The organism is Sphingomonas sp. SP6 (genome assembly GCF_058313435.1).
In genome coordinates this window covers 1-24,320 of sequence record NZ_JBZFLG010000004.1, presented here as the reverse complement: position 1 = coordinate 24,320, position 24,320 = coordinate 1, and the positions used below count along the sequence as shown (strand labels likewise).

The 24,320-nt window shown below is 70.4% G+C and carries 23 protein-coding genes; 10 read left to right on the top strand and 13 right to left on the bottom strand.

From position 1 onward, the window contains the following. Window positions 1-21: 21 nt before the first annotated feature. A complete protein-coding gene (locus tag AC4GYY_RS13505; protein ID WP_491121270.1) occupies window positions 22-495 on the top strand; it encodes a TspO/MBR family protein in 474 nt (157 codons plus the stop codon). A 4-nt stretch (window positions 496-499) separates the two neighbouring features. On the opposite strand, the gene AC4GYY_RS13500 is transcribed toward AC4GYY_RS13505, so the two are convergent. From AC4GYY_RS13500 to ccmD, 6 genes are read right to left on the bottom strand one after another with little or no spacing between them, the layout of a single operon-like run. Then, on the bottom strand, window positions 500-1,144 hold the full coding sequence (locus AC4GYY_RS13500; RefSeq protein ID WP_491121268.1) for a tetratricopeptide repeat protein: 645 nt from the start codon (window positions 1,142-1,144) through the stop codon (window positions 500-502). Continuing rightward, window positions 1,144-1,548 carry a cytochrome c-type biogenesis protein gene (locus AC4GYY_RS13495; RefSeq protein WP_491121267.1) on the bottom strand — a complete coding sequence of 135 codons (405 nt, stop codon included), beginning with the start codon at window positions 1,546-1,548 and terminating at the stop codon, window positions 1,144-1,146. The genes AC4GYY_RS13500 and AC4GYY_RS13495 overlap by 1 nt, the downstream gene beginning before the upstream one ends. Next, entirely contained in the window at window positions 1,545-2,072 is a 528-nt protein-coding gene (locus tag AC4GYY_RS13490) for a redoxin family protein (protein WP_491121265.1), read from the bottom strand. Before AC4GYY_RS13490 ends, AC4GYY_RS13495 begins: the two co-directional genes overlap by 4 nt. Next, window positions 2,069-3,988 carry a heme lyase CcmF/NrfE family subunit gene (locus AC4GYY_RS13485; RefSeq protein WP_491121263.1) on the bottom strand — a complete coding sequence of 640 codons (1,920 nt, stop codon included), beginning with the start codon at window positions 3,986-3,988 and terminating at the stop codon, window positions 2,069-2,071. Before AC4GYY_RS13485 ends, AC4GYY_RS13490 begins: the two co-directional genes overlap by 4 nt. A gap of 25 nt (window positions 3,989-4,013) precedes the next feature. Further along, complete coding sequence (gene ccmE, locus AC4GYY_RS13480) at window positions 4,014-4,451, bottom strand: cytochrome c maturation protein CcmE (protein WP_491121261.1); 438 nt, start codon at window positions 4,449-4,451, stop codon at window positions 4,014-4,016. Further along, entirely contained in the window at window positions 4,448-4,576 is a 129-nt protein-coding gene (gene ccmD / locus AC4GYY_RS13475; RefSeq protein ID WP_491121259.1) for a heme exporter protein CcmD, read from the bottom strand. The genes ccmE and ccmD overlap by 4 nt, the downstream gene beginning before the upstream one ends. Window positions 4,577-4,759: 183 nt before the next feature. Between ccmD and hemC the strand changes: the two genes are divergently transcribed. Continuing rightward, complete coding sequence (gene hemC / locus AC4GYY_RS13470) at window positions 4,760-5,650, top strand: hydroxymethylbilane synthase (protein WP_491121257.1); 891 nt, start codon at window positions 4,760-4,762, stop codon at window positions 5,648-5,650. Window positions 5,651-5,666: 16 nt separating this feature from the next. Here the strand turns inward: hemC and AC4GYY_RS13465 are convergent, their stop codons facing one another. Both AC4GYY_RS13465 and AC4GYY_RS13460 read right to left on the bottom strand, forming a co-directional pair. Beyond that, window positions 5,667-6,359, bottom strand: a complete 693-nt coding sequence (locus tag AC4GYY_RS13465; RefSeq protein ID WP_491121255.1) for a PepSY-associated TM helix domain-containing protein — start codon at window positions 6,357-6,359, stop codon at window positions 5,667-5,669. A 7-nt stretch (window positions 6,360-6,366) separates the two neighbouring features. After that, the gene (locus AC4GYY_RS13460) at window positions 6,367-8,463 is read right to left on the bottom strand and encodes a TonB-dependent receptor (RefSeq protein ID WP_491121253.1); all 2,097 of its coding nucleotides are present in this window, start codon (window positions 8,461-8,463) and stop codon (window positions 6,367-6,369) included. Between the two features lie 167 nt (window positions 8,464-8,630). Here AC4GYY_RS13460 and AC4GYY_RS13455 point away from each other — a divergent pair, with 167 nt between their 5' ends. From AC4GYY_RS13455 to AC4GYY_RS13445, 3 genes are read left to right on the top strand one after another with little or no spacing between them, the layout of a single operon-like run. Further along, the gene (locus AC4GYY_RS13455) at window positions 8,631-9,128 is read left to right on the top strand and encodes a 2Fe-2S iron-sulfur cluster-binding protein (RefSeq protein WP_491121251.1); all 498 of its coding nucleotides are present in this window, start codon (window positions 8,631-8,633) and stop codon (window positions 9,126-9,128) included. Beyond that, a complete protein-coding gene (locus AC4GYY_RS13450) occupies window positions 9,125-10,105 on the top strand; it encodes an FAD binding domain-containing protein (RefSeq protein ID WP_491121250.1) in 981 nt (326 codons plus the stop codon). Before AC4GYY_RS13455 ends, AC4GYY_RS13450 begins: the two co-directional genes overlap by 4 nt. A gap of 14 nt (window positions 10,106-10,119) precedes the next feature. After that, window positions 10,120-12,318, top strand: a complete 2,199-nt coding sequence (locus tag AC4GYY_RS13445; RefSeq protein WP_491121248.1) for a xanthine dehydrogenase family protein molybdopterin-binding subunit — start codon at window positions 10,120-10,122, stop codon at window positions 12,316-12,318. A 39-nt stretch (window positions 12,319-12,357) separates the two neighbouring features. Here the strand turns inward: AC4GYY_RS13445 and AC4GYY_RS13440 are convergent, their stop codons facing one another. Then, window positions 12,358-13,824 carry a PAS domain S-box protein gene (locus AC4GYY_RS13440; protein WP_491121246.1) on the bottom strand — a complete coding sequence of 489 codons (1,467 nt, stop codon included), beginning with the start codon at window positions 13,822-13,824 and terminating at the stop codon, window positions 12,358-12,360. A 159-nt stretch (window positions 13,825-13,983) separates the two neighbouring features. On the opposite strand from AC4GYY_RS13440, the gene AC4GYY_RS13435 reads away from it, so the two are divergent. The 3 genes from AC4GYY_RS13435 to AC4GYY_RS13425 all read left to right on the top strand — a co-directional run bounded on the left by AC4GYY_RS13435 (window position 13,984) and on the right by AC4GYY_RS13425 (window position 15,333). Further along, complete coding sequence (locus AC4GYY_RS13435) at window positions 13,984-14,253, top strand: GlsB/YeaQ/YmgE family stress response membrane protein (RefSeq protein WP_491121245.1); 270 nt, start codon at window positions 13,984-13,986, stop codon at window positions 14,251-14,253. 117 nt (window positions 14,254-14,370) lie between these two features. Further along, window positions 14,371-14,676 carry a hypothetical protein gene (locus AC4GYY_RS13430; RefSeq protein WP_491121243.1) on the top strand — a complete coding sequence of 102 codons (306 nt, stop codon included), beginning with the start codon at window positions 14,371-14,373 and terminating at the stop codon, window positions 14,674-14,676. Window positions 14,677-14,697: 21 nt separating this feature from the next. Beyond that, window positions 14,698-15,333, top strand: coding sequence for a hypothetical protein (locus AC4GYY_RS13425; protein ID WP_491121241.1), 636 nt, complete (start codon window positions 14,698-14,700; stop codon window positions 15,331-15,333). A gap of 89 nt (window positions 15,334-15,422) precedes the next feature. Here the strand turns inward: AC4GYY_RS13425 and AC4GYY_RS13420 are convergent, their stop codons facing one another. The 3 genes from AC4GYY_RS13420 to AC4GYY_RS13410 are packed head-to-tail and all read right to left on the bottom strand — an operon-like array spanning window position 15,423 to window position 19,551. Then, complete coding sequence (locus AC4GYY_RS13420) at window positions 15,423-16,847, bottom strand: family 43 glycosylhydrolase (protein WP_491121239.1); 1,425 nt, start codon at window positions 16,845-16,847, stop codon at window positions 15,423-15,425. An 8-nt stretch (window positions 16,848-16,855) separates the two neighbouring features. After that, complete coding sequence (locus AC4GYY_RS13415) at window positions 16,856-17,548, bottom strand: acetylxylan esterase (RefSeq protein ID WP_491121237.1); 693 nt, start codon at window positions 17,546-17,548, stop codon at window positions 16,856-16,858. 44 nt (window positions 17,549-17,592) lie between these two features. Next, window positions 17,593-19,551 (bottom strand): NPCBM/NEW2 domain-containing protein, encoded by a 1,959-nt coding sequence (locus AC4GYY_RS13410; RefSeq protein ID WP_491121235.1) that lies wholly within the window; start codon window positions 19,549-19,551, stop codon window positions 17,593-17,595. A 116-nt stretch (window positions 19,552-19,667) separates the two neighbouring features. On the opposite strand from AC4GYY_RS13410, the gene AC4GYY_RS13405 reads away from it, so the two are divergent. Next, window positions 19,668-22,352 carry a glycoside hydrolase family 3 C-terminal domain-containing protein gene (locus tag AC4GYY_RS13405; RefSeq protein WP_491121233.1) on the top strand — a complete coding sequence of 895 codons (2,685 nt, stop codon included), beginning with the start codon at window positions 19,668-19,670 and terminating at the stop codon, window positions 22,350-22,352. A 68-nt stretch (window positions 22,353-22,420) separates the two neighbouring features. On the opposite strand, the gene AC4GYY_RS13400 is transcribed toward AC4GYY_RS13405, so the two are convergent. Then, window positions 22,421-24,001 carry an alpha-N-arabinofuranosidase gene (locus AC4GYY_RS13400; RefSeq protein ID WP_491121232.1) on the bottom strand — a complete coding sequence of 527 codons (1,581 nt, stop codon included), beginning with the start codon at window positions 23,999-24,001 and terminating at the stop codon, window positions 22,421-22,423. A gap of 124 nt (window positions 24,002-24,125) precedes the next feature. Between AC4GYY_RS13400 and AC4GYY_RS13395 the strand changes: the two genes are divergently transcribed. Further along, a partial coding sequence (locus AC4GYY_RS13395; RefSeq protein ID WP_491121230.1) for a hypothetical protein occupies window positions 24,126-24,320 on the top strand: 195 nt, incomplete at its 3' end.

The following is a 24,320-nucleotide window of genomic DNA, read 5'->3' as shown; positions in this document are numbered from 1 at the left end:
TCCACAAGCGGAACGGCGCCCTTGCTCTCCACCCCGACGATCATCGCTGCCGGCACAGCCATCTTCCTCGGGGTGGCGGGCGGGCTGATGACCCCGATCGGCCCGTGGTACAGGAATCTCCGCAAGCCCTCACTCCAACCGCCCGATTGGCTGTTCGGCCCGGCGTGGACGATCATCCTCGGGCTCGCCGCCTGGTCGACGGTGATCGCCTGGAACGCGGCGGCGACTTCGGCCGAGCGGACCAGCGTCGTCATCCTGTTCGGGGTCAACGCGATCTGCCACCTGCTGTGGAGTCCCTTGTTCTTCAAGCTGCGACGGCCCGACTGGGCCTTGATCGAGGTCGTGTTCCTCTGGTCGTCGCTGGTCGCGCTGGTCGTCGGGCTGTGGCCGATCTCGCACTTCGCCAGCCTGCTGATCGTCCCCTATCTGCTCTGGGTCAGCTTCGCCTCCTGGCTCAACTGGACGATCGTCCGGCTCAACCGGCCGTTCGCGTGACGGATCAGCGACCCGCGCGCCGCTGGGCGTCCGCCATCGCCTGGACCTGATCGAGCAGTGCCAGCCGCTCGGCGAGCTCGAGCCGGATCGGCGACCCCATGGGCGTGAGCGACAGCGCGCGGAGCCAGGCGATCTTTGCAGCAGGAAAGTCGCCCGATTCGGCAAGCGCGAGGCCGAGGAAGAACGGCGGTCCGGCCGCGTTCGGCGCGAGCGACCAGCCGCGACGGAAAGCGAGCTGCGCCGCGGGCGAGACCTGCCCTTCGTCATGCGCCGCGATCGCCGAGCCGAGTCCCGTCCACAAGGCGGAGTCGCGCGGCGCGCGGCGGATCGCGTCGACCAGCCCCTGGACCGCTGCTTGCGCGTCGCCGGTGCGAAGCTGCGCGTCCGCCGCCGCCAGCGCCGCCCGATCCGCCGCGGTGGCGGGCAGGATCGCCTGCCGGAACGCGGCCATTGTCGGGTCGACGTCGATCGCGCGGTCGGCCGCCGTCACCGGTCGCCCCGGCAGCCCCGCGTTCTGCTGCACGGCATAGCCCGCCGCGCCCAGCATCAGCGCCGCCGCCGCCATCATCCAGAACCCTCGCGCGCCGCCGATCAGCCGAAGTGCCGCGAACGCGATCGCAGCGATCGCCGCCAGCGCCAGCCACCCCATCAGCGCCGCCGCCGCTTGAAGCTGCGCGCCGCGAACACGCCGCCGATCACGAGCAGCAGCAGCGGCGTCGCCCAGAGCGGCGCGGTCACCGCGCTGAACGGCGGATCGTAGGTGACGTAATCGCCGTAGCTGCGGATCAGCTGGCGGCGGATGCTGTCCGGGCTTTCCCCGGCGGCGATCCGCGAGCGCACCAGCGAACGCATGTCGCCCGCCATCTCGGCGTTGCTATCGGCGATCGACTGCCCCTGGCAGACGAGGCAGCGCAGCGTCTCCATCAGCGTCTTCGCCTCGGCCTCGCGCGCCGGATCGGCGAGCTGGACGTTGGCGTAACGGGCGGCGGGGAGGGTCGAGTCGGCGAAGGCCGGCGCGGCGAGGAGCAGCGCCAGCGCCGCAAACCGCTTCATCGCGCCCTCTCCACCGCGACGAGGATGTCGGACACGTCGCCCGGATTGATCCCGCCGACATGCTGGAGCACGATCTTGCCCTGCCCGTCGATCACGAAGCTTTCCGGCACCCCCGACGAGCCGAGCGAGAGCTGGAAGCGCGATTCGGGATCGCTCCCGATCCGGGCGTACGGATCGCCGTTGCGGCGCAGAAAATCCTCGATCGCTGGGCCGGTGTCGCGGATCGCGACCGCGTCGATCGTCACCCCCGCCTGCTTGAGCGCGAGGAGCTGCGGCGCTTCGGCGATGCAGGGGATGCACCAGCTGGCGAAGACGTTGAGCAGCCGCGGCTTGCCTTGCGCGAAGTCGGCGGTGGCGAGCCCCGGCTTGCCCGCGGCGATCGGCGGCAGCGCGAAGGCGGGGAGCGGCTTGCCGATCAGCGCCGAGCGAACGGTGCGGTCGGCGGGGCGGTACAGCCCAACCGCGATCACCGCGATCAGCACGACGAAGCCGATCAGCGGCAGCCAGAGCAAGGGCCGCTTCACGCCACCGCGGCCTTCGCGCCGCGCCATTCGCGCCGCAGCCGACCGAGGAGCGACAGCGCGCCGCCGAACGCGATCAGCGCCCCGCCCAGCCAGATCAGCGTCACGAACGGCTTCCACCACAGCCGCAGCTGCCAGCGCCCGCCCTCGTCCTGCTGGCCGAGCACGGTGTAGAGCTGGCCGTCAAGCTTGGTGGCGATCGCCGACTCGCTCGTGACCGTGGTGGGGTTGGCGAAGAAGCGCGATTGCGGCCGGAGGATGAACGGCTCGCCGTCGCCGCGTCGCGCGCTCAGCCGCGCCTCGATCGCCGACCAATTATCGCCGATCGCGGGAGAGACTCCGTCGAGCGTGACGGTATACGGCCCGACCCGCTGCGGCTCGCCGACGCGCGCGGCGACCAGCGTCTCCTGGGTGAACGCGCTGACCGCCGCCATCCCGGCGAGGCTGACCGCGATCCCGAGATGCGCGAGGACCATGCCCCAGGTGAACAGCGGCGTGCGCCGCAGGTCGCGGCCCCAAAGCGGCGCGAGGCTCGCCACCGCGACTCCGGCCGCGATGGTCAGCCCCAGCAGCGGCAGGACGCCGATGCCGGGTGCCAGGACCAGCGCCGCGATCAGCGCGACCGCGACCACGCCGGCCGGGATCGCGACCCGGCGGAGCGCGGCCGCCAGCCGGTCACGCCGCCAGCGCAGCAGCGGGCCGACCGCCATGACGGCGACCAGCACCAGCGCCACCGGCCCCGCCGCCTTGTCGAAGAACGGCGGCCCGACCGAGAGCTGGACCCCGAACGCCGCCGCGACGATCGGGTAGAGCGTCCCGATCAGCACGATCCCGAGGATCACGCTCAAAAGCAGGTTGTTGAGCACGAGCGCGCCCTCGCGGCTCACCGCCTCGAAGGTGTTGCCCGCACGCACCGTCCCGACGCGGAGCGCGAACAGCGCCAGCGCGCCGCCGATGTAGAGCGCCAGCAGCACCAGGATGAACGTCCCGCGCTTCGGGTCAACGGCGAAGGCATGGACGCTCGTCAGGATGCCCGAGCGGACCAGGAAGGTGCCGATCATCGACATCGAGAAGGCGACCACCGCCAGCATGATCGTCCACGCCCGCAACCCGTCGCGTGTCGCCAGCACCGTCACCGAATGGAGCAGCGCGGTCGCCGCCAGCCACGGCATCAGCGATGCGTTCTCGACCGGGTCCCAGAACCACCAGCCGCCCCAGCCGAGCTCGTAATAGGCCCAATAGCTCCCCGCGGTGATCCCCAGCGTCAGGAAGATCCATGCGCCCAGCACCCAGGGCCGCATCGCCCGCGCGAACGCCGGCCCGACATCGCGGGTCACCATCGCCCCCACCGCGAAGCTGAACGCGATCGAGATGCCGACATAGCCGAGGTAGAGCGTCGGCGGATGGAAGGCGAGGCCGGGATCCTGCAGCAGCGGGTTCAGCCCCTGCCCGTCCGCGGGCGCCGGGTTCAGGCGCGCGAACGGGTTCGAGGCGAACAGCAGGAAGGCGTAGAAGCCGAGCGCGATCACCGCCTGTGCGCCGAGCGTCGCGATCAGCGTCCGCCCGGCGAGCCGCCGCTCGAGCAGCGCCACGGCGCCGCCGGACAGGCCGAGCACGGTCACCCACAAGAGCATCGAGCCCTCGTGGTTCCCCCAGGCGCCCGCGAACTTGTAGAGCATCGGCTTGGCCGAGTGGCTGTTCTCCGCGACCAGCGCGACGCTCATGTCCGATCGGACGAAGACGGTGATCAGCAGCGCCATCGCCAAGGCGGCGAGCAGCCCCTGGACGACCGCGACGGCGCGGACGGGACGTGCCGCCTCGGGCAGCGCGCCCGCGACTCCGGTCGCGGCCAGCACCATCTGGAGCAGCGCCAGCGCGCCGGCGAGCCAAAGGGCGGCAAGACCCGCTTCGGCGATCACGCCGAAGCCTGCGATCGACGATCGGTCATTGTTTCGCCAGCGTCTCGGTCTTGTGCATCTTGCCCGCGACCTGCGGGGGCATGTAGCGTTCGTCGTGCTTGGCGAGGATCGTGTCGGCGACGAAGGCCCCGCCGGCCGCGATCCGGCCTTCGGCCACGACGCCGGAGCCTTCGCGGAACAGGTCCGGGACGATGCCGCGATAGGAAACGGGGATCGACGCTGCGTTGTCGGTCACGACGAAATCGGTGGTGACCCCGTCGGGCTGCTTCCTGACCGAACCCTTCGCGACCATCCCGCCGAGCCGGATCGCGGCGCCCGGCGCGACGCCGTCCTTCACGATATCGCTCGGCGCATAGAAGAACGCCGCCTGGTCCTTGAGCGCCGACAGCGCGAGGACGCCAGCGCCGACCACCGCGGCGAGCGCGAGCAGCACCAGCGTCAACCGCTGGTTCTTGGCCGTCATCGCCGCCGCTCCGACTCGGCGGCGCGCTCGGCCCGGCGCATCGCGAGAAAGGCCCACAGCGCCAGCCCGCCGGTGGTCGCGAGCGTCACGGCATAAGCGCCGATGATGAACGGCCAGGGGTTCACGCGCAGTTCGGGTCGGCGGGGAAACTGGCCACGTGCGGAACATAGCGGGGATCGACGGCGGATGCCAAGCGCGGCGTACGCCGATTGCGGCGGTCTCGAACCGGCTGCTATGTCCCTCGGTCCGGCGTCCCGCCGGTCGATGGAGAGTGTCCCGATGCCCTGTCACCACCCGGCCGAGGCGGCATGACGACGATCCGGCTCGGCACCCGGGGCTCGCCGCTCGCGCTCGTCCAGGCGGGCATGGTGCGGGACTCGCTCGTCGCGAAATACGGCATCGCGGTCGAGATCGTCGTGATCCGCACGACAGGCGACGCGGTGCAGGACCGTCCGCTCGCCGAGATCGGCGGCAAGGCGCTGTGGACCAAGGAGCTCGACCGTGCGCTGCTCGGCGGCGAGATCGACTGTGCGGTCCATTCGATGAAGGATGTCGAGACGATCCGCCCCGACGCAATCGCGATCGGCGCGATCCTGCCGCGCGCCGACGTGCGCGACCGGCTGATCGGGGCGGCGTCCGTGGCCGATCTGCGCCTTGGCGCGACGGTCGGTACCAGCTCGCCGCGGCGGCGCGCGCAGCTGCTGGCGATGCGACCGGATCTGCGCATCGTCTCGTTCCGGGGGAACGTCGACACGCGCCTCGCCAAGCTGGCGGCCGGCGAGGCCGACGCGACGCTCCTCGCCGCCGCCGGGCTGGAGCGACTGGGTCGCCCGGATGTCGGGACCCCGATCCCGCTCGCCGTCATGTTGCCCGCGCCGGCGCAGGGAGCGGTGGGTGTCGAGGTCCGGGCCGACGACGCGGCGACCGGAGCGCTCGTCGGCACGCTCGATCATGCCCCCACGCGGCGGTGCGTGCTGGCCGAACGCGCGTTGCTTGCGGCCCTCCAGGCGGATTGTCACTCGCCGGTCGCGGCGCTGGCGAGCGAGGACGGGACGATCCGCGCCGAGCTCTTCGCCGAAGACGGTGGGGCGAGCGTCACCGGGGCGGGCGAGAACCCGGCCGCGCTCGCGCTCGATCTGCTGAGCCGCGCGCCCGATAGCATCTCCCGGCTGTTCGCCGGCGTCGCACGGGTGATCTGACCCAGGGGCCGGCCGTTCATACGCTGAAGCTGGGCGCAGCCGCGGCGACTGCCCAGACGAGACAGCCGACCACCAGCGCCGCCGCGGTCAGACGCGACCCGTGCAGCCGGGACCAGAGCAGCACCCCGGTCACGCTCATCGTCACCAGCGCACCGGCGATCGTATCGATCAGCAGCACCCAGGCGACCCCGAGGCCCGAGCCGAGATGCAGGTTCTTGAGGATGGCGAGCAGCCCCACCGCCTCGCGCCGCACGCCGACCACGCCCGATCGCGGCACGGTCGACAGCGTGACGCGGCCGTCGACGAGCGGATAGCTCCGCACGAGCGGCTCGACCGGCGTCACCCGCCGCCCGAGCAGCAGCACCGGCCCCGTCGTCTCGGGCGGCGGCGTCCGACCGGGGCCGGCAAGGCCCAGCGTCGTCTTCGCCCAGGCGTCGAGCGCCTCGTCGTCGGCGATCCGCCCCGGCGCGATCGCGATCTCGGCACGCGACACCTCATGCGGCGCACCGGTCTCGATCTTCAGGATCGTGCGATGGTTGAGCAGGAAGCCGCTGGTCCCCAGCCCGAAGAAGATCAGCGCGCCCCACAATCCCGTCCAGGCGTGGACGCGCTTGAGCCACTTGAGGACGGCGATGCGCTGCCACCGCGCGGGCACGAACAGCAGCGGCCCGGTCTTCGGCCGCGGCCGCGTCGTCGCCGATGGTCCCATAACGCGATCAGAACCCGACACGTGCCGTCACCAGCGCGCTGCGCGGCGAACCGGGGACGTTGAGGATCGGCGAGGTGCCATGGCCGGAGATGATGTAGCGCTCGTCGGTCAGATTGTAGACGTTGAGCTGGAGGCGCACCGGCCCCAGCGCGACCCAGGCCAGCGCGTCGGCGGTCACGTACTGCGGCAGGACGGTGGTGTTAGCCGGATCCGCCCAGCGATCACCGACATAGTTCACGCCGCCGCCGATCCCGAATCGCCCGCCGAAGTCCTTGGTGACGAAGCCGTTCGCCTGGTTCTCCGGCGTCAGCGTCGACCGCCGGCCGACGAAGGTCGGCGTCGCCGAGGCGGTGATCCGCCCGTCGAGATACGAATAGCCCGCGATCGCGCGCCAGCCGCTCGGCAGGTCCAGCGCGGCGCTGAGTTCGACGCCTCGGGTGCGCTGGGTGCCGATCGGAATGACCTGCTGGGTGACCGGATCGGTTCCCTTGATGCCGGTGCGCTTGAGGATGAACGCCGCCGCCTGGATCGACAGATGCTGGTCGAACAGCGAATATTTGGCGCCGACCTCGCGGTTGATCGTCTGTTCCGGGGCGATGTCGGCGTTCGTGGCGGCGAGCGCGAAGGTCTCGCCCGACGGTTGGTAGCTGCGGCTCCATGACAGGTAATAGGATTGCGCGTCGTCGGGCTGGAAGACGAGGCCCGCGCGCGGGCTCCAGGTCTTGTCGGTGCGCGCGAGATCGGGCTGGCCGGCGATCCGCTGCCGGGTCGTCTGGTCGAACCGGTCGTAGCGGACGCCGACCAGCGCCTTGATGCCGATGCCGAAATCGACAAGGTCCTGGACGTAGAGCCCGGTCGTCTTGAAGCGATTGACGTTGCTCGTGCTCAGCTTGGTGAACGTGGCGGGGTCGATCGTCGGCAGCACGGGCGCGGCGATCGGCGTCACCGCGACCACGCGCGAGGCGGTCGTGCTCGCGTCCTTCACCTGCAACGCCTGCTCCCAGCCGTAGAGCACGGTGTGGCGCGTGCCTGCCACCGACAACTTCTGGGTCAGCTCGGCCTGGTTCGACCAGCCGTCCTCGTCGCGGTCGATCCCGCCGTGGCTGAGCGAGACGGTGCGTGCGACCGGATCGACCGCGGTCGGGTTCGTGTTCCGCCGGTTGAGCGTGTAGCGATAGTGGCGGAAACCGTCGCGGAAGCTGAGGCTGTCCGAGAAGCGATGCGCCAGCGTCACCGTCTGCGACCAGACCTCGGCGCGGCTGACGTCCGCGTCGCGCGCGTTGGCCGCGCCGTAATAGGTATCGGGCGGCACGTCGACCGGACGGCCGTCGATCGCCGGCACGCCGAAGTCGGTGAGGCGGCGATCCTTGAGGTAATCCGCCTGGACGAGCACGCTCGTCCCCGCGCCGTCATCGAGCAGCAGCGACGGCGCGAGCGCGACGCGCTTGAGGAACTGCTGGTCGCGGAAGCTGCCGTCGTCCTCGACCGCACCGGTCAGCCGCGCGCCGACCATCCCCTCGCGGACGCCCAGATCGATCTCGCCCCGCTTGGTGTCGTAAGAGCCGGCGGTGAGCGTCACCGCCGCGATGTCGCCATCGGGTTTCTTAGTCACCCGGTTGATGAGGCCGCCCGACGAGCCGCGGCCGTACAGGACCGCCGCCGGGCCCTTGATCACCTCGATCCGGTCGACGTTCGAGAGGTCGCGGAAGTAGAGCCCGTCGTCGCGGAAGCCGTCGACATATTGATCGGCGATGGCCGAGAAGCCGCGGATGAAGACCTGGTCGCGCTGCCCGTCGCCCGAGCTCAGCCCGATGCCCGGCACGTTCTTGAGCGCGTCCTGAAGCGACAGCGCGCGCTGATCGCGCAGCACCTCGGCCGGCACGACCGCGATCGACTGCGGGATGTCGCGCAGCGGCGCGTCGATCTTCGCGGCGTTGGTCTCGGTCACGACATAGCCCGGCTGATCGCGTACGCCGGTGACGACGACGTCGCGCGCGTCATCGCCGGCGTCGGCGACCGACCGACCATCTCCGGGCTCGGCACGCGCAGGCAAAGCGGTGACGACGAGCGCGACCATCGCGGCCGCACCGATCACGTTCATCATGATGGTTCCCCTTCTCGCGCACCTGCTACAGAGTCAAACACGCTAATGCAAGTCACTCGCATCCGCAGGATGCATCTCATCGTTGGGGCGACCGGCAGAGGGTGTATTCACATCCCGCTCGAGCGGCTAAGCTCGCGGCGGATTTGGCGGTCGTCCGGGAGATTGGGATGCGGTTCACGATCAACGGCCGGACGCACGAGGCGGACCTCGACATCCGCACGTCCGTTCTCGATCTGCTGCGCGAATCTGTCGGGCTGACCGGCACCAAGAAGGGGTGCGATCACGGCCAGTGCGGGGCGTGCACCGTGCTGATCAACGGGCGGCGGGTGAATGCGTGTCTGACCCTGGCGGTGATGCACCAGGAGGATGAGATCACGACAATCGAAGGGCTGGGATCGACCGATCGCCTGCACCCCCTCCAGACGGCGTTCGTGGCGCACGACGGCTATCAATGCGGCTATTGCACGCCGGGCCAGATCTGCTCGGCGGTGGGGATGCTCGACGAGGTGCGGAAGGGCTGGGCCAGCCACGTCTCCGCCGATCTCCACGACAGCCCGCTCGACGACGCCGAAGTCGCCGAGCGGATGAGCGGCAACATCTGCCGGTGTGCCGCCTACCCCAACATCGTCGCCGCGATCCGCGACGTCGTCGGGTCCGAGGCATGAAGACCTTCGCCTACGCAAGGGCGAGCAGCCCCGAAGCCGCGGCGAGGGCGATCACTCCCGCGGCGCGATTCATCGCGGGCGGCACCAACCTGCTCGACCTCATGAAGCTGCAGGTCGAAACGCCCGACACGCTGGTCGACATCAGCCGGCTCGATCTCGCCCAGATCGAGGACATGGCGGACGGAAGCCTGCGCATCGGTGCGCTGACCCCCAACAGCGATCTCGCCGCCGACCCGCGCGTGACCGCCCGCTACGAGGTCCTCGCGCGCGCGATCCTCGCGGGGGCGTCCGGGCAGCTGCGCAACAAGGCGACGACCGGCGGCAACCTGCTTCAGCGCACCCGGTGCTATTATTTCTACGACATCGCCAGCCCCTGCAACAAGCGACGGCAGGGATCGGGCTGCTCGGCGATCGACGGCTTCAACCGCATCCACGCCGTGCTCGGCGCGAGCGAGGCCTGCATCGCGACGCATCCGGGCGACATGCCGGTGGCGATGCGCGCGCTCGACGCGACGATCCTGACGCTGACGCCGGGTGGCGATCGACGGCGAATCTCGATCCACGACTTCTATCGGCTGCCGGGCGATACGCCCGCGATCGAGACCGTGCTGGAACTCGGCGAGCTGATCACCCACGTCGAACTGCCGCCGCCGCCGGCAGGTGCGAGGCAGCTGTACCGCAAGGTTCGCGACCGCGCCTCCTATGCCTTCGCGCTGGTCTCGGTCGCGGGCGTCGTCGGCATGGTCGAGGGCAGGATCGCCACCGCTGCGCTGGCCTTCGGCGGGCTCGGGCCGATGCCGTGGCGCGACGCGACGGTCGAGCGTGGGCTGATCGGCCAAGCGCCCTCGGCCGCGAGGTTCGCGGCCGCCGCCGACGCGCTGCTCGCCGAGGCGAAGGGTCACGGCGCGAACGATTTCAAGATCCCGCTCGCCCGCCGCACGCTGATCGCCTGCCTGCGCGAGCTTACGGCGCAATGACGCAAGGACGGCCGATGAACGAGATGATGGTGGACACGCCGTTCCGACCGGCGGGGTTGACGCACGCCGAACAGGGTCTCCTGGGCGAGCCGCTGGCGCGGATCGACGGTCCGGCGAAGGTCACCGGCGCGGCAGCCTACGCCTTCGAGGGACTCCCGCCGGGCGTCGCCTATGCCGCGATCGTCGGCGCGCCGATCGCGTCGGGCGTCGTCACCGGGATCGACGCGAGCGCGGCCGAGGCGCTGCCGGGCGTCCTCGCCGTCATTCACGGCGATCCGCGGATGCCCGCCGGCGAGTCGAACAGCCGCGCCTTGCCGAGCATCGCGACCACCCGGATCTTCCACGCGGGACAGCCGGTCGCGATCGTCGTCGCGGAGAGCCAGGCGATCGCGTCGGAGGCGGCCGGGCTGGTCGCGGTCGCGACCGAAGCACATGCGAACCGCTTCGATCCGCGCGAACAGCCGATCGACCGCGCGCCCAAGATCGGCTTCCTGCCGCCGATCCGCAAAGGCGACCTCGAGGCGGCGCTGGCGTCGTCGGAGGTCGTCCTCGACCAGACCTACACCACCCCGATCCATTTTCCCGCCGCGCTGGAGCCGCACGCCTCGACCGTGTGGTGGGAGGGCGGCAAGCTGACGGTACGCTCGAGCAACCAGGTGATCGGTGCGGCACGGACGACGATCGCGCAGGTCCTGGGGATCGACGCCGCCAACGTGCGGGTCCTCGCCCCCTATGTCGGCGGCGGCTTCGGGGGCAAGACCGGGGTCGGGCCCGAGGTGATCCTCGCCGCCATCGCCGCCGAGCGCATCGGCCGTCCGGTCAAGGTCGCGCTGCCGCGACGGCAGACCGCCTATCTGGTCCATCACCGCTCCGACACCGTGCAGCGGCTGCGGATCGGGTGCGACCGTGACGGCCGGATCGCCGCGATCGCGCACGAGAGCGTCGCCGCGCAGAACGACGACGGCGAGTTCCTCGAGCCGGTGCCGTTCGGGTCGATGCCGCTCTACGCCGGGGCCGTGCGGCACTTCACGACCGATCTCGTCCGGGTCGACCTGCCCGCGACGGGCGCGGTCCGCGCACCGGGCGAGGCGATCGGGACCTTCGCGCTCGAATGCGCGATGGACGAACTCGCCGAGCGGCTGGCGCTCGATCCGATCGAGCTGAGGAAGCGCAACGAGCCGGCGGTCGACCCGCTGAGCGGCAAGCCGTTCAGCACGCGCCGACTGATCGACTGCTACGACGAAGGGGCGGCGCGGTTCGGCTGGGATCCACAGCCGGTCGGGTCGGTGCGCGAGGGGGAATGGCTGATCGGCACCGGCATGGCCGCGGCGCTGCGCGGCAACTTCACCGTCAACGCCCAGGCGCGCGTCCGGCTCGAGGCGGACGGCCGCGCCGTGGTCGAGACCGACATGACCGACATCGGCACCGGAACCTACACGATCCTGGCGCAGACCGTCGGCGAGATGCTGGGCCTGCCGCTGACGTCCGTCGAGGTGCGGATCGGCGACACCGATCTGCCGCCGAGCGCGGGATCGGGCGGCTCGTTCGGCGCGGGCTCCGCCTGTGCGGCGGCGATCCTCGCGTGCGAAGACATCCTCGCCGAACTCGCGCTGCGCATGAACGCCGCGCCGGAGGAGCTGCGGCTGAAAGACGGCTGCGTCGCCGTCGGCGGCCGCCAGGTCGGTCTTCCCGACCTGGTCCGCGGCCAGCCGATCGTCGCCGACGGCAAGACCGGACCCGGCGCGGAGAGCAAGCGGACCAGCCAGGCGAGCCATGGCGCACACTTCTGCGAGGTCGCGGTCAATGCCGTCACCGGCGAGGCGCGCGTCCGCCGGATGATCGGGGTGTTCGACGTCGGCCGCGTCCTCAATCGCAAGACCGCCGCCAATCAGCTGATCGGCGGCATCGTCTGGGGGATCGCTTACGCCTTGTGCGAGGACGCGATCGTCGACACGCGAACCGGGCGCTTCGTCAATCCCGATTTCGGGGAATATCATGTCGCGACCAACGCCGACGCGCCGCGGATCGAGGTGCATTTCGTCGAGGAGATCGACGATTCGGCGAACCCGGCGGGCGCCAAGGGCGTCGGCGAGCTCGGCATCTCGGGCGCCGGCGCCGCGGTCGCGAATGCGATCTACAATGCCACCGGCGTTCGGGTGCGGGACTTCCCGATCACCCTCGACAAGCTGCTGATCGGCCTTCCCGCGATCTGAACCACGGGGCGGCGTCGGCGCGGGCGCCTCGCCCGTGCGTCACTGGGTGCCCATGCCGCGCTCGCGCCCCCAGACCACGGCGCCGCTGCGGCGATTGACGCCGATCTTGGCGTAGAGCCGGGCGACGTGGTTGCGGACGGTGTTGCGCGAGATCGTCAGCCGTTCGGCGATCGCGGCGTCGTCGAGGTCGTCGCAGATCAGATCCAGGATTTCCCGCTCGCGCGGGCTGAGATCGACCGTGACCGCATGCGCCGCCGGCCGCCGGAGGGTCGCCAACTTGTCGAGGATCGACCGGCTGAGCCAGCTGGCGTCCTTCAGCACTTCGTCGATGGCGGCACCCAGCTCCGCCTCGCTCCGGCGACGTTCGGTCACGTCCTGGTACACCCAGAGCACGCACGCTGTCCCCTGGACGTCGATCGTCTCGGCGGAGACCAGGCAGTCGACCGGCACCCCCGTTCGCGACACCAGCCGAGCGTCGGCGTTGCGCACGCTTCCCTGGTCACGGACCTCGGCCTCCAGCGCGGCACGCCGATTCCGGTCTTCCCACAGCGCCAGCTCGTCGGCGGTGTGGTCGATCGCCTGGTCGCCGGCGTGGCCGGTCAGCTGGCGGAAAGCGGCGTTGACGCGGGCGATCCGATGATCGGCGTCGCGAGTGATGGCCATGGCGACGGGTGCCATCTCGAACACCGCCTGGAGGTGGCGCTCGCTCGCGGCGAGCGCGACCTGCGCCTGGCGCCGCGGCTCCAGATCGGCGAAGGTGAGGAGCAGCGCGTCCTCCTGCGTCACGTCGATCGGCTGGCCGGCGAACAGCACCAGCCGCCGCGAGCCGTCCGCGACCAGCAGCTCGGCGTCGGCCTGGGCGACGACCTCGCCGCGCTCGATCCGGCTACGGGTCCCCGCGGGGTCGGCGAGGCCGGCGAGGAGATCGAGCCCGAAGATCGTCTTGCCCAGCAGCTGCTCCGGCGCGAAGCCCGTGAGGGCGAGGAAGCCCGAATTCGCCTCGACGATCCGCTGGTCCCGCAGCCGCACGATGATCGCGGGGGCGGGATTGGCCTGGAACATCGCCCTGAACCGCGCCTCGGCGTCGAAGCGCTGCGACACGTCGTTGAGGACCAGCGCCAGATAGTCGGGCTCGCCGCCGTCCACGTCCATGTTGACGTCGCGAACCTGGTGGACCCACCGCGCCTCGTCCTCGCCCGCGGGGGCGACCTCGACCACCATGTCCGGGATGCGGTCTCCCGACAGCAGGCGGAACAGCGGATAGTCGCGGCGGTTCAGCCGCCGGTGATCCGGCGACCAGAGGGTAAAGCGCGCGGCATAGTCCTCCGCGGTGGTCCCGAGTTCCGCCACCTCACGGACCCCGTGCATCGCCAGCGCGGCCGCATTGGCGCTCAGGATGACGCCGGTCGGATCGACCAGGATCACGCCGTCGAGCAGCTGCGCCATGAGCTGTTCGAGATGGCGCAACGTGGGATGGTGGCTGTGAGCCGGAGGAGCTGGAGGCATAAGGCACCAGCGCTCGGCAGCCGCGCGTGTTCCCGCGCGATGTACCAGCGTCCTTGGTGCTCCAGCACCCACCGGTTCGATCCCGCACCGGCGGCGATCTGAACATCTGCACCGCGTCCCCCGTTTCTTGCGCCGTCACCAAATCGGGAAGGAACAGTCATGGGTATCATCGTGCTTCTTATCGTCGGCGGGCTGATCGGCTGGGTCGCCAGTATGATCATGCGGACGGACGGGCAGCAGGGGGTCATCCTCAACATCGTCGTCGGCATCGTCGGCGCGCTGATCGCCGGGTTCGTCGTCACCCCGCTCGTCGGCGGCGTCCCGATCACCAGCGGCGAGATCAGCATCCCGTCGATCCTGGTGTCGCTGCTCGGCGCGATCGTGCTGCTCGCGATCATCAACCTCTTTCGCCGCGGCAGCGTCCGCTGAGCGAGCCGGGGCGGGCGGGAGCCGCGTCGCGGCATCCCGTCTGCTCCACCGTCTTCACGCGCACGCCGAGCGACGCCGCGCGGCTTCGCGCGGCTCGAGACCACAGAGGAGAGACCAATGTCCCAGAAGTTCATCGCCGTCGCGCTGGCGGCCAGCATGGCCACAGGCGCGTTCGCGCAGGCGAGCACGAGCTCGCACAACCCGGCCGTGAAGGATCCTTCGCCCCGCACGACCGCGGCCCCCGCCCAGGGACGCAACTCGTTCACCGAGGCGCAGGCCCGCGGGCGGATCGCCAAGGCGGGCTACACCAACGTCGGCGCGCTGGTGAAGACCCGGGCCGGCGTCTGGCAGGGCACCGCCATGAAGGGCGGCGCGAAGGTGACGGTGGGGCTCGACTACAAGGGCAACGTCACCACCCATTGATCCAACGTTTGGAGAACACCCATGTCGAAGACCATCACCCGCCTGTTCGACCATTATAGCGACGCGACCGCCGCGGTCCGCGATCTCGAGGCGCTCGGCCTGAGCCACGACGACGTCAGCATCGTCGCCAACAACGCCCATGGGCATCACGGCACGGATGGCGTCGGCGATCATGACGGCGTGAACGACCACGGCGACGTGAGCCGCGGCACCTCAACCGGAGCGCTGGTCGGCGGTGCGGGCGGCCTGCTTGCGGGCCTCGGCCTGCTTGCCATTCCCGGCCTTGGTCCGATCGTCGCCGCCGGCTGGCTCGCCGCGACCGCGGTCGGCGCCGGGATCGGTGCGGCGGGCGGGGCGGCCACCGGCAGCCTGGTCGGCGCGCTCAAGAACGCCGGGCACACCGATGAGGAGGCGAACGTCTATTCCGAAGGTGTCCGCCGCGGCGGCACCCTGGTGAGCGCGCGCGTACCGGACGATCGCGTGGCGGAGGCCGAAGCCGCGCTCGACCGCAACCGTTCGGTCGACGCCTCGACTCGCGGCGCCGCCTACCGCGAGAGCGGCTGGAGCACCTTCGACGCCGACGCTTCGGCCTACACGGGTGAGGAGGTTGATCGCGAGCGCGCCAGCTATGCGTCGACGACCGCCGAGCGCTACTGACCGGTGAGGGGGCGTCAAAGGCGCCCCCTCAAGGTCTTTCCCGGTGCCGACCCGGCGGAGCCGCGGCCGAGCTCGGCGGCGATGCTTCGCTAGGGCAACCGAAAGCGCCAGCGCCCGGCATCACCAAGGCCGTCGGCACGGCTGAGGATCGGAGTGCTCGCCCCGAGCGCGACCAGCGCCAAGTTGGGATCGCTCCGCGGCGCGATCCGGTAGCTGCCGTCGATCAGCTGGTCGATCCGCCACACTTGGGTGGGCGCGCCGGTGAAGGCGGGCTCCGCCACCACCTCACCCCCGTTCGCCGCGAGCGCCCGATCCGTCCCCGCCACGACGATCTTGTAGAAGGGCGCGCCGAACGCGCCGCCCGCCTCGGGCACGGGCGTGATCGTCCATCGTTGGTGCGGGCGGATCATATAATCGCCGAGGTCGACGCCGATCCGCCCCGCCGGCCACGCCGCCGAGTCCTGCGCCAGCGACAGGTTCGGGATCGCGCCGGTCGGATCGCCGGGCTTGGCGAAGAAGCTGCGCCGAGCGTCGAAGTCGATTCGGACGAAATCGACCGCGAGCTGAAGCGCGCCGCCGCTGCGCTGCGATTCGATCTCGTAGACGCCCGCGGGCAGGTTCTCGCCCGCGACCGGCCAGCCGTCCCGCCAGAGGAGCGGCGCGATCGCGAGGACGCTGCGCCCGCCGCGATCCATGTCGGCCTCGTAATGCATCGACATCTTCTCGACGCCGTTGCCCAGATCAATCAGCCCGAAGTGGCCAGGGCCATATTGGCGCCCTCGTCCTGCCGCGACCAGCTTGCCGCCACCGCGCAGCAGCGGCACGCCCATGTTGTCGACGAACGGCCCGGTCGCCGCACGCGAGCGGCCCACGCGGATGTTGTACGACGAGTTCGGCCCGTCGCAGCAGGTGCCGTGGGTGCCGAGCAGGTAATACCAGCCGTCGCGGTGGAGCAACGCGGTCGCCTCCATGTCGATCGCCACGTCGACCGGCTGATTCCCGGCGACGCGCTGCCCAGTCTTGGGGTCGAGTTCGACCATGCGGATCGAGCCGAAATAGGTGCCGTAGCTCAGCCACAGCCGGCCCTCCGCGTAGAGAAAGGCCGGGTCAATCGCGTCGTTCGTCTCGACGCCGTTGCTCGACGCGACGGTGCCGACGTCGTGATAGCCGAACTTCGGGGACTTCGGATCGAGCGACAGCGTCCACATGATCTTGACGTCGCTTGCGTGGCCGCCGTTCGTGCCGCCGCCGCCGACCGCATAGGCGACGTAATAGCGCTCGCCGATCTTGATGATGTCGGGCGCGACACCGCCGCCGGGTCGCTCGCCACCCTGACGCCAGGTCCAGCCGTCCTCTGAGACCAGCCCGCCCGCGCGTGTCCCGAAGGTCCACCAGCGCCCGTCGGAATAGGTGACGGTGGATGGATCGTGGATGAACGGCTCGCCGGCGAGTTGCGCGGAGGCCGGGCCGGCGAGGGCGAGGGAGAGTGCGAGCGCGGCGGCGGCGATCTTCATGGGCTTCCTCACTGCACGCTGATCGTGATGTCGCGGATCGGCCGCCCGCGCTCGTCCAGGAACCGGACGCAGAAGTCGCTTAGCCCGGGGCCGTTGATGACCGCCCCGCGCAGGACGTTGCGCCCTTTGTGGAGCGTCAGCGGGCGCGAGACGACGTCATCCATCACCATCCGCCGATCGTCGAACAGCCCGGCGACCTCCGTGCCGTTCAGCCACCAGCGCGACGCCGAGTTCGATCCCACGGCGAAGCGAACCCCCGCCATCTCGCGTGGGCTGTTCACGACCGTCGCCGCCCAGAAGATCACGCCATAGGTCGGCTTGCCGAGACCCTGCGCGAGGTTGAACAAGCGGACGTCGAAGCCGGTCGCGTCGAGCGCATGCCAGCGCGGCGGTCCGGGTGCGGCGGCGGCCTCGGCGTCGCGGGGCAGTGCGGTGAAGCGGCCGGGGTAGGTCGCCGGGTCGAGTGCTGCGCGGACGTAGCTGGCGGTGAAGACCGTGTTGGTGCGGTTCGGCTTGCTGATCGGCTCCAGCAGCAGCCAGCGGCGCAGGAACCCGTCGACGTCAGGCGACGTCGCACCGGGCGCGGCGCGGACAAAATGCGGGGCCAGCCCGGTCGGCGGCGGCAGCCTCTCGACCACGTCGCCGGCGGTCTGCGCCGGCAGGCCGGTGGTAAGCGACGCGGCCGCCAACGCCAGCGCCATGCCGGCTCGCCTTGCGCGATTGGCCCCGATCATTCGTGCTCTCCTCATTTCAGCAACGCCGCCTCGCCCCAGTTGACCGACAGCCGCGAGCCGCCCGCGCCGGGGCTGGCGGCGACGAGTTCGACGATTGTCGCGCCCGCGACCGGCGCGCTGATCTCCTGCGGCGCGTCGCCCAGTTTGAGCGGGCGCGAGCGTGCGACGGGGCGACCGTCGGCATAGACGGTGAAGGTCACGCTGCGGCCGGGGGCGTCGGTCGAGTCGTCGACACCCACCTTCGCGCGGAAGGTCCGGTAGCCTGCGCTGCGGACCTCGAGCCGCGAGTTGGCGAGGACGCCGATCCCCTGCGCCATCGCCGCCCCCTTGACGACTAGCGGCTGATCGTAGGGCGTGCGGTTGACCCGCGCCCCGCCCCAGCCGCCGTAGCGCGGGAAGTCGCCCGAGCGGCGCGTCCCGAACCACGGCAGCGGCGCGCGGTGGACGAGCGGATCGGGTTCGGGCGTCTCGATCCCCTCGACCGCCGGGTTCACGCTCCCCGGCTGCTCGGACAGGTACACCCCGTTCGCCAGCTGGCGCGTCCCGGCCGCGGTGAAGATCAAAGTCTCGCGCGGGGCGAGGCGGAAGCCCTGCTCCTTGGTGAAGCGCGAGGGCTTGCCGGTCCACAGATCGGTCAGCGCGATCGGCGCATCGTCGGTGAAGGCCAGGTGCTGCGCGGTCAGCGTCACGTCGGCCGCGCCGCTGCCGCGGTTGAACAGCGCAACCGCCTTGCGGCCGTCGGCGAGCGTCTTGACGTAGATCTGCACCTCGTCGGTGTCGAAGGCTAGCGAGGCCTGGTTTCCGGCCGGGTCCTGATTGACCGCGATGATCCGCGCGTTGCCGAGCATCTCGAGCAGCCCCGGCCAGGGCTTGCGCAGGTCGTAGCCGATGAAGAGCGGCGAGTTCTCGATCGCCCAGAGCGCGAAGTGCGAGCGCACCTCGGTCATGTGATCCTTGTCGAACTCGCCACTGCCGAGGAACAGCATGTCGGCGTCGTTCCACGTGCCGGGATGCGCGTAGAGCTCGCGCCGGCTGACCGTGTCGAGATTGTGGAGCAGCCGCCCCCAGCTCGGCGACAAATCCTCGCTCGTTCGCGAGACGCCGCCCAGGTCCTTGCCCCAGGCGCGGACGTTCGACGATCCCCACAGGCAGATCGAGAACAGGTACGCGCCGTCCGGATTGTGCCGGATCAGCGCATCCGCGACCTGCTGGTAGAGCGCGCGCACCGCCGCCACGTCGGTCCGCGCGAGCGAATCGCCCGCGATCAGCGGCGGGAAGGCGCGGAACCTGCCGGCGATCACCTTCGGATCGCTGGCGGGGAGGCCACGAACGCCGCAGCCGTCGACCTTGATCAGATCGAAGCCCCAGTCGGCGAAATAGAGCCGGATGTCCTGATCGACATGGCCGTAGAGCCCGATCTCGCGCTCGGCGACGGTGCCGACCGGCTGGCTCGCCGCGTCGTCGCCGCCGTAGATCTGCCCGCACGAATTGCGCCCGATGTCGCTGTAGATGCCGACCTTCAGCCCCATCGCGTGCAGCCGGTTCGTGAAGGGGCGGAACGTCGGATCGTCGCCGCCGACCGCGGCGGAGGGGAAGCGCTCGGCGCGGATCAGGACCCGCCCGTCGCTCTGGCGTCGCTGCCGCCACCAGCCGTCGTCGATGTTGACGTAGCGATAGCCCTTCACCGCCAGTCCCGAACGCACCAGCACGTCGGCGGAGGCGAGCACCTTCTCCTCGGTCACGTCGGTGAAGAAGGCGTTCCAGCTGCTCCACCCCATCGGCGGCAGCGTGGCTTCCCCGCGGGTGTTGGCGGACCAGCGGCCGGTCGGCACGAGCGGATCGGCAGGTGCGGCGGCGGCGGGCGGGAGCTTGGTCGCGACCTGGGCCGAGGGATTGCTCGGACATATCGACGCGACCGAGACTGCGACGAGCGCCGCCCGAACAAGATCCGTGCTCCGCCTGACGGTCATCGCGCCCCCTCCAACGTCCCTTGCCCGGCTCGCTGATATCGCTACCATAACACCGCAGGCGGAGCCGTCCACCGGCTCGGCGCAGAAAATCCGAACGGATCGGAGGGGAGCAGGTGGTGCGCAGAACTCTGGGAATCGCAGCCGCGTCGACGGCGATCGCGTTCGCGCTATTGTCCGGGTTGGGCGCGCCCGCCGTGGCGCAGCAGGAGCCCGCCGGGCCGACCAAGGCCGAGGCCGACCGGCTCGCTGCCGCGATCGTCGCGCGGATGACCACCGCCGAGAAGCTGCCCCAGCTCCTCAATGTCGCGCCCGCGATCCCGCGGCTGCGCATCCCCGCGTATAATTGGTGGACCGAATCGCTCCACGGCGCGATCGGCCCCGTCCCGACCACCAACTTCCCCGAGCCGATCGGGCTTGCCGCGAGCTTCGACGCGCCCCTGGTCAACCGCGTGGCGGGCGCGGTGAGCACCGAGGTCCGCGCGCTCCACACCCTGGGCCGCGAGACCGGCAAGCTCGGACGGATCGGCACTGGGCTCGACACCTGGTCGCCCAACATCAATATCTTCCGCGATCCGCGCTGGGGTCGTGGGCAGGAGACCTATGGCGAGGACCCATATCTGACCGCGACGATCGGCGTCGCCTTCGTGACGGGCATGCAGGGGCCGAACCCCGATCTGCCGGCGGTCATCGCCACGCCCAAGCATTTCGCGGTCCATTCCGGCCCCGAATCGACGCGGCATTCGGCCAACGTCTTCGTCTCGCCGCACGACCTGGAGGACACCTATCTTCCCGCCTTCCGCGCCGCGATCGTCGAGGGGCGCGCCGGCTCGATCATGTGCGCGTACAACCGGATCGACGGCCAGCCCGCCTGCGCCAGCGACCTGCTGCTCAAGGAGCATCTGCGCGGCGCGTGGGGCTTCACCGGCTATGTCGTGTCCGACTGCGACGCGGTGAAGGACGTCGCGGACAACCACAAATACGCGCCCGACCAGGCGACCGCGGTCGCCGCGTCGATGAAGGCCGGCGTCGACAACGAGTGCAACACGCAGACGATCGGCGATATGGCCGGCTTGCCCGATAGGTTCGGCGAGGCGCTACAGCGCGACCTGATCTCCGTGGGCGACATCGACCGCACGCTGGTGCGGCTGTTCTCGGCGCGCATCCGCAACGGCGATCTTCCCGGCGTCGCCGTCGCGCCCAAGCCGGGGCCGGTGTCGGCGATCGGCGGCCCTGAGCACGACGCGCTCGCGCGCGAGGCAGCGGCGAAGAGCATGGTGCTGCTCAAGAACGACGGCGTGCTGCCGCTCAAGCCCGGCCTGCGCGTCGCGGTGATCGGCCCGCTCGGCGACGCGACGCGGGTGCTGCGCGGCAATTACTCCTCGACGCAATCGGCACCGCCGGTGTCGGTGGTCGACGGCCTGCGCCGCGCGCCCGGCGTCGCCTCGGTCACGCTCGTCCCCTTCGGCGAGACGATCACCGACGGCGACCGCGTACCGACGAGCGCGCTGCTGACCCCGGACGGCAAGCCCGGCCTGCTCGCGCGCTACTACAACCCGGTCGTGCCGCCCAAGCTTCCGTTCGCACCGGGGACCGATCGCGAGGCGATGAAGGCGCTACGCTATCAGGCGAAGCCGGTCGTCACGCAGCGCGAGCCCGACGTCGCGGCGCGCGGACTGACGCTGCCGCGTGTCGACGATTATCACCGCACCGAATGGACCGGATTCCTCGTCGCGCCCGCGACGGGGACCTACCGGCTGGGGATCGGCGGCAGCGGGCTGCTCGAGCTCGATGGCCAAACTTTCCTCGACATTCCCGAAGGCCGGTTCAGCCCGCTACCGACGCTCAAGTCGGTGCCGCTCGAAGCGGGCCGCCGCTACAAGCTGCGGCTGGTCTCCACCGCGCGCGGCTTTGGCAACACCGACCTTGTGTGGAAGCGGATCTCGACCCAGCCCGACACCGATCTCGACGCCGCCGCGAAGACCGCCGACGTGCTGGTCGCCGCGGTCGGCCTCACCTCCGATCTCGAGGCGGAAGAGACGGGGCTCGACGTTCCCGGCTTCAAGGGCGGGGACAAGACGACGCTCGATCTGCCGGCCGAGCAGCTGCGGATGCTCGAGCGCGCCAAGGCGACCGGCAAGCCGCTGATCGTCGTCGCGATGAACGGCAGCCCGATCAACCTCGCCTGGGCGAAGGACAATGCCGCGGCGATCGTCGAGGCCTGGTATCCGGGCCAGTCGGGCGGGACGGCGATCGCCGACGTGCTGACCGGCCGGGTCAATCCGGGCGGAAGGCTCCCGCTCACCTTCTACCGCAGCGTCGACGATCTGCCGCCGTTCGACGACTATACGATGAAGGAGCGGACTTATCGCTACTTCACGGGCAAGCCGGTCTATCCCTTCGGCTACGGCCTCAGCTACACCAGCTTTAGCTATGCGCCGCTGGGCGTGATGCCCGCAGCTGGCGGCGCGGCGGGGGGCGTGCAGGTGTCGACCGAGGTGAGCAACACCGGCCAGCGCGTCGGCGACGAGGTCGTCCAGCTCTACCTCAACTTCCCCGACGTGCCGGGCGCGCCGCGGGTGGCGCTGCGGGGATTCCAGCGCGTGACGCTCCAGCCGGGCGAGACGCGGCCGGTGACCTTCGACCTGTCGCCGCGAGACCTCAGCGCGGTCGCGCTCGACGGGACGCGGCAGGTGATGGCGGGGCGCTACCGCGTCAGCGTCGGTTCGGGCCAGCCGGGGACGGGCGTCGCCGTGCGGTCGGCCGAGTTCACCGCCGAGGGCGGCGCACCGCTGCCCAAGTAGCGCCCGGACCTGCCGAGCGCGAGGGCGACCGAACCGACCCCGCTGGTCGGCGCCGCCCCGCACCCCTGTCAATCGAGGTCGAGCACCACCACCGACATCGCCGGCAGCGTCACCGACAGCGCGCCGTTCGCCACCAGCGCGCCCGCGAAGGGCTTGGGGGTGACGACGTCCGGCCGGTCGAAGTCGTTGTGCGCGTCCATCGCCGCGCCCGTTAGCACCCGGCCCGAAACGCTGCTCGCCGTGACGCCGGCGAGCGCGACCGACACGGGGATCGCCCGCTTCGGGTCGAGGTTGACGAAGGCGACATGGACGCGGCCCGCCTTGTCGCGCACCGCGGACACGCTGACCGCGGGCACCGCGACCTCGGCTTCGTGATACCAGGGCGAGGTCAACTCGACCGGCAGCGTCGTCGCGTCCTGCCACGGCTGGTAGAGGTCGAACACCCAATAGGTCGGCGTCCTCACCATCTTCGCGCCGTCGGTGAGCAGCATCGCCTGGAGCACATTCACCATCTGCGCGATCGCCGCCATCTTCACCCGGTCCGCATGGTGCGCGAAGATGTTGAGGTTGAGCCCGGCGACGATTGCATCGCGCAGGCTGTTCTGCTGGACGAGGAAGCCGGGATTGCTGCCCGGCGCGGGATCGTACCACGTCCCCCATTCGTCGACGACCAGCCACTTTGTCTTCTCGGGATCGTATTGGTCCATGATCGCCGAATGCCTGGTGATGAACTCGTCCATCGCCAGCGTGTTCTTCATCGTCGTCGCCCATTCGTGCTCGGGGAAGCCGAGGGCGGCGCCCTTGTCCTCCCACGTCGCCATTCGCGGGCGGGTGTAGTAATGGAGCGACAGGCCATCGATGTACTTGGCCGACTGCTTCATCAGCACCTCGGTCCAATGATAATCGGCGTCGCTCGGCCCGGCGGCGATCTTCAGCGTCTTGCCCGACTGGACCTTGGCGAACTGCGCATAGCGATTGATCTCGGCGGCGGCGTATTCGGCGGTCATGTTGCCGCCGCAGCCCCACAGCTCGTTGCCGAGCCCGACATATCGGACGGGGAACGGCGTGGGATGGCCGTTCGCCGCACGCTCCTTCGCCGGCGACGAGCCGGTCGGCGCGGTGAGATATTCGAGCCACTGCGCAGTCTCGCTCGGCGGCGCGCTGCCGAGGTTGGCGGAGAGATAGGCCTCCGCCCCCAATCGCTCGACGAACCCCATATATTCCTGGGTGCCGAAGGCGTTGTCCTCGTTCACCCCGCCCCAGTTCGTGTTGATCTTGATCGGGCGCTTGGCGCGCGGGCCGATGCCGTCGCGCCAGTGATATTCGTCGGCGAAGCAGCCGCCGGGCCAGCGCACGACGGGGACCTTGATCGCCTTGAGCGCGGCGAGCACGTCGCGGCGATAGCCGGCCTCGTTGGGAATCTTCGACCCCGGTCCGACCCAGACGCCGCCATAAATGCCGTGGCCGAGATGCTCGGCGAACTGGCCGAAGACCTGGCGGTTCATCACCGGGCCGGGGCGGTCGGCATGGAGCGTCGCGGTCGCCGCCTGCGGCTCGGCGTCCTGCGCCGCGGCCGAAACCGGCAGCGCAAGCGTCAGCGCGGCGATCAGCGCGGTGCGACGAGTGGCGGCCTTCACCGTGACGAGCATTGCGATCCCCTCCTCCGGCGTCGTGCCGACGCTCTCGTCAAATGTCTGAGCATAATCCGCTTGCGAGCGTCAACGCTTTATTGGTACCGCTATCATCGAAGCCGGCTGGGAGAGGGCTGCGGCCATGGCCAAGATCGACGATGGGACCGGGCGCGGTACCCGGACGCTGCGCAGTCGCGCGTGGTTCGACAATCCATTGAACATCGACATGACGTCGCTGTATCTGGAGCGGTATCTGAACTTCGGGCTGAGCCTGGAGGAGCTGCGGTCCGGCAAGCCGATCATCGGCATCGCCCAGACCGGCAGCGATCTCAGCCCG